The sequence below is a fragment of the Streptomyces sp. WELS2 genome, from assembly GCF_013870595.1.
GTDB lineage: Bacteria > Actinomycetota > Actinomycetes > Streptomycetales > Streptomycetaceae > Streptomyces.
Genome location: NZ_JACBWZ010000623.1, coordinates 1 through 3,768, shown reverse-complemented (window position 1 = coordinate 3,768; position 3,768 = coordinate 1). Strand labels below are relative to the sequence as shown.

The window sequence follows — 3,768 nt, the reverse complement described above, 5'->3', positions numbered from 1 at the left end:
CGCGCCGAACAGCGACGGCGCCGAGGCCTGTACGGCGGGCAGCTCGGCGGCCGCGCCCAGCAGGAAGATCCGGCGCACCTCCACGCCCCGCCCGCGCAGTACGTCCAGCGCGTCCGCCAGACCGCAGAGCATGCCCTCGAAGGCGGCCCGCGCCAGGTGCTCGGGTTTCATCGACTCGCGCCGCAGCCCGGCGAGGGTGCCCGCGGTGTGCGGCAGGTTCGGCGTCCGCTCGCCCTCCAGATACGGCAGCAGCACCAGCCCGTGCGCCCCCGGCGTGGACTTCACCGCCAGGTCCGACAGGCTCTCCAGGTCCGGCAGGCCGAGCAGTTCGGCGGTGCCGCGCAGGGCCCGTACGGCGTTCAGGGTGGTGACCACCGGCAGGAACATGCCGGTGGCGTCGGCGAGCGAGGTGATCATCCCGGACTGGTCGGCGAGCGCCTCCGGGTGCACGGCCATCACCGAACCGGAGGCCCCGAGCGACACCACCACGTCCCCGAGGCCCAGGCCCAGCCCGAACGCGGCGGCCATGGTCTCCCCGGTGCCGGCCGAGATCAGCAGCCCCTCCGGGGTGGTGCCGGCCGCCTCCGAGGGACCGATCACCTCGGGCAGCACCGCCTGGTGGCCGAGGGCCAGCTCGACCAGGTCGGGGCGCCAGGCGCCGGTGGCCGCCGACCAGTACCCGGTGCCGGAGGCCCCGCCGCGGTCGGTGGTGCGCCGCAGCGGCCGGCCGAGCAGCTGCCAGACCAGCCAGTCGTGGGCCTGGAGCAGGACGGCGGTGCGCTGGGCGTTCTCCGGCTCGTTCTTCGCCAGCCAGCGCAGCTTGGTGACCGGCTGGGCGGCCTGCGGTACACAGCCGACCGCCTGCGCCCAGGCCTCCCGGCCGCCGAGCGCGTCCACCAGGTCGGCGGCGGCGACCTGCGCGCGCTTGTCACCGCCGACCAGGGCCGGGCGGACGGTGTTGCCCTGGGCGTCCAGCGGAACCAGGGCGTTCTGCTGGGCCGAGACCCCGATGGCCTGCACCCCCTCCAGCAGACCGCCGCCCGCCGCCTCGCCGAGGGAGAGCAGCCAGGCCTGCGGGTCGATGTCGCTGGGCCGGCCCTCCACCGGGTGCGGGGCGTACCCCTGTCGTAGTACGGCACCGGTGTCCGTGTCGCAGACCACGATGCGTGTGAACTCCGGTGAGCTGTCCAAGCCGGCGACTATCCCCATGCGGAGAATTTTGCCGTACCGCCGCGCCCGGCTCGGCCGGAGGGCGCCCGAGGGGGAGGGGGTGCGGCCGGCCGGCGGGCGCGGGCGGGAGGGTCAGGTGCTGCCGGTGCCCCAGTCGTCCTCGCGGACGCCGTGGCCGTTGCGCTCCCTGAGCGAGCGGACCCGGTGGGCCACCGACTCGGGGATGCGGTCGCCGACCGTGTGGAAGGCCTTGCCCGCGTAGACGCGGCCCTGCTGGGCGGCGGTCTCGGCGGTGTTGCGGACCGCGGGGTTCTGCGCGATCTGCCGGGCCGACTTCTTCAGCTGTTCGTAGCGCTCGCGGCCGGCCTTCGTGCCGAGTACGTAACCGAGGGCCAGTCCGGCGAGGAACGTGAGCCGGTAGCGCATGGCTGCCACCCTTCCCGTGCGTAGGTTTCTGGTGCGGCGCTGGCGCCGAGGGTACCGATTGGCGGAGCACCCCCCTGCTTGCGCTAATGTATGTGTCGCAGCGAGCGGCCGCCCCCTGGCGAATACCCAGGTAGCTACGTTCGATGCAATCGAGGCGATCCTCCGTAGCTCAATTGGCAGAGCAGCCGGCTGTTAACCGGCAGGTTACTGGTTCGAGTCCAGTCGGGGGAGCTTCGGTCCTCCGTAGCTCAATTGGCAGAGCAGCCGGCTGTTAACCGGCAGGTTACTGGTTCGAGTCCAGTCGGGGGAGCGCTGAACGAGGACCCCTCAGGGGTCCTTTTTCATGTCCCCGGGAACCGTCCCGCCCGCGGCGGTGTCCTCAAGGTCGTGAGCGGCAGCGTGGAAGCCGACCAGCCGAGGCAGCAGATCGTATGAGCGGCTATGCTGCGGCAGACGGCGCGCACACTTGTACGCGACACGCCGCTATGGGGCGGTAGCTCAGCCGGTTAGAGCAGCGGACTCATAATCCGTCGGCCGTGGGTTCGAGTCCCACCCGCCCCACCCAGCAGGACAGGTGCAGAAACGATGCGACCTGTGGGAACGGAAGAACGGCGGCCGCCACGCCGAGGCGACGGCCGCCGTTCACCTTCCTGGATCAGGCTCCGGGGGACGCGTAGGGGACCGCCCGTGCGCCCCGGATACCCAGCCGGCCTGCCTCCTCGCGTGCCTCGGTGAGGGCGAGCTGCCCGAGGTCGCCGGACAACCGGATCGCGGCGGCGGCCAGGACGTCCTCCCCGCCGATGGTCCGGCTGTCCCCCCTGCGGGCGGCCGGGCGGACCTCACGGGCGGCCATGGCCGCGTCCCGCGCGAGGTCCGTCAGGAACACGCTCGCGATTCCGTCCAGGTCGCGGACCAGCGCCGGGACGGCCCTCGCCCCCCGGCTGCGCAGCAGCTTCCGCACCCCGGCCTCGAACCGGTGGGCGCCGGCCACGGCACTCGGTCTGCGTGGCCCGCGGCGCTCACGGGAAGGCACGACGGCACCCTCGGCGTCGTACAGGACACCGGTCAGGCCGCGGAACGCCGGGCTGTGGTCGTACCAGTCGGTCCCCACCTCCAGCTCGACGTTCCGGTCGATCGCCGAGAGGAGGTCGCGCGGCGTCAGCTTCTTCCGGGCCTCCTCCGCCGCGGCCCGCCGCGCACCGTCGACGATCGCCGTCAGCACCGTCCGCGTCACCGACGCGGCGGCCCACGCGGCCGGCCGGGAGACGTGCATCGGGGTCACGTCCCGGAACACCGCTGTGACGAGAGAGGGCGTGAACGGCGGGACGTCCGGGGCCGAGGCGGGCCCGGGACCACCGCCCTTACGGCGTGCGGGCTGTGCGGTCATCGGAGGAAACGCTCCCTGCTGTCGGAGTTGGCATCGGCCCCGGTACGGTTTCAGCTCTTCGCGGCCCAGAACTGCCCGCCGCTGCGGGTGTAGCCCACGCAGTTCTCGCGGGAGGGCTCGACCCAGGAGCCGCCGACTTGCACTCCCCCGAGGATCTCCTCGCCCGGCTTCATGGGCACGTCTTCTCTCAACTTGAGCCGCATCTGCACGTGAACGGACCGGCGGGGCTTCAACGTGGTCGGGGCGGGGATGGGGGCGTGGGAGCCGTGGAGCGTCTTCCAGAGGTGCTGTGAGGTGTCCCAGTACTGGAGATCGATGTACTGCCCCAGGTAGGAGTGCTCCATGTTGTCGTCGTAATTGAGCGCCCAGCCGTCCAGTTCGAACGACTCGAACTCGATCGGCGCGGCGTTGGTGAGCGTTACGGTGAAGGCTGTCCAGCGACTGCTGGGAGTCAGCCGGTCGGGTATGCCGAACGAGCGGGTCACGGTGGGGCTCTCGCGGTACTTACCCGCGCCGATCTCGGTGCACCGCGGGACCGGGGCGTCGGCCGCCTGGGAGACGGGGGCGGCTGCCATCGCCACGGGGAGCAGGGCGGCCGTCACGGCCGTGAGGGACAGGGCGCGGCGCAGTTTCATGGTGATCTCTCTTCCGGTTCTGCGGAGTCTCGGGGGAAGGGCTGTGTCTACGCGGTGGCGTCCGTGTCGCCGCCCCCCGGACCGGCCATGGCCTTGCGGCGCCGTACGACGAGGACCGCGCCCGCGCCGACCACCACCGCGGCACCGGCG

General features: G+C 72.4%; 4 protein-coding genes and 3 tRNA genes. 3 read left to right on the top strand and 4 right to left on the bottom strand.

Translation table 11 applies throughout. From position 1 onward, the window contains the following. Both H5J33_RS26920 and H5J33_RS26915 read right to left on the bottom strand, forming a co-directional pair. Window positions 1–1,209, bottom strand: a 1,209-nt coding sequence (locus tag H5J33_RS26920; protein WP_181797439.1) for an FGGY family carbohydrate kinase, incomplete at its 3' end; no start/stop codon positions are given. 93 nt (window positions 1,210–1,302) lie between these two features. After that, window positions 1,303–1,596 carry a YtxH domain-containing protein gene (locus H5J33_RS26915; RefSeq protein WP_181797438.1) on the bottom strand — a complete coding sequence of 98 codons (294 nt, stop codon included), beginning with the start codon at window positions 1,594–1,596 and terminating at the stop codon, window positions 1,303–1,305. Window positions 1,597–1,754: 158 nt separating this feature from the next. Here H5J33_RS26915 and H5J33_RS26910 point away from each other — a divergent pair. The 3 genes from H5J33_RS26910 to H5J33_RS26900 all read left to right on the top strand — a co-directional run bounded on the left by H5J33_RS26910 (window position 1,755) and on the right by H5J33_RS26900 (window position 2,157). Then, a tRNA-Asn gene (locus H5J33_RS26910) sits at window positions 1,755–1,827 on the top strand. A gap of 6 nt (window positions 1,828–1,833) precedes the next feature. Then, window positions 1,834–1,906 (top strand) — tRNA-Asn (locus H5J33_RS26905). 177 nt (window positions 1,907–2,083) lie between these two features. Beyond that, window positions 2,084–2,157, top strand: a tRNA-Ile gene (locus H5J33_RS26900). A gap of 94 nt (window positions 2,158–2,251) precedes the next feature. Here the strand turns inward: H5J33_RS26900 and H5J33_RS26895 are convergent. Both H5J33_RS26895 and H5J33_RS26890 read right to left on the bottom strand, forming a co-directional pair. Beyond that, entirely contained in the window at window positions 2,252–2,983 is a 732-nt protein-coding gene (locus tag H5J33_RS26895; RefSeq protein ID WP_181797437.1) for a hypothetical protein, read from the bottom strand. Window positions 2,984–3,033: 50 nt separating this feature from the next. Beyond that, window positions 3,034–3,618 carry a hypothetical protein gene (locus tag H5J33_RS26890; RefSeq protein ID WP_181797436.1) on the bottom strand — a complete coding sequence of 195 codons (585 nt, stop codon included), beginning with the start codon at window positions 3,616–3,618 and terminating at the stop codon, window positions 3,034–3,036. Window positions 3,619–3,768 lie beyond the last annotated feature (150 nt).

Excerpts from the sequence above, each read along its gene's own strand:
- H5J33_RS26890 (WP_181797436.1), bottom strand. The coding sequence starts at position 3,618 with ATGAAACTGCGCCGCGCCCTGTCCCTCACGGCCGTGACGGCCGCCCTG.
- H5J33_RS26915 (WP_181797438.1), bottom strand. The coding sequence starts at position 1,596 with ATGCGCTACCGGCTCACGTTCCTCGCCGGACTGGCCCTCGGTTACGTA.
- H5J33_RS26895 (WP_181797437.1), bottom strand. The coding sequence starts at position 2,983 with ATGACCGCACAGCCCGCACGCCGTAAGGGCGGTGGTCCCGGGCCCGCC.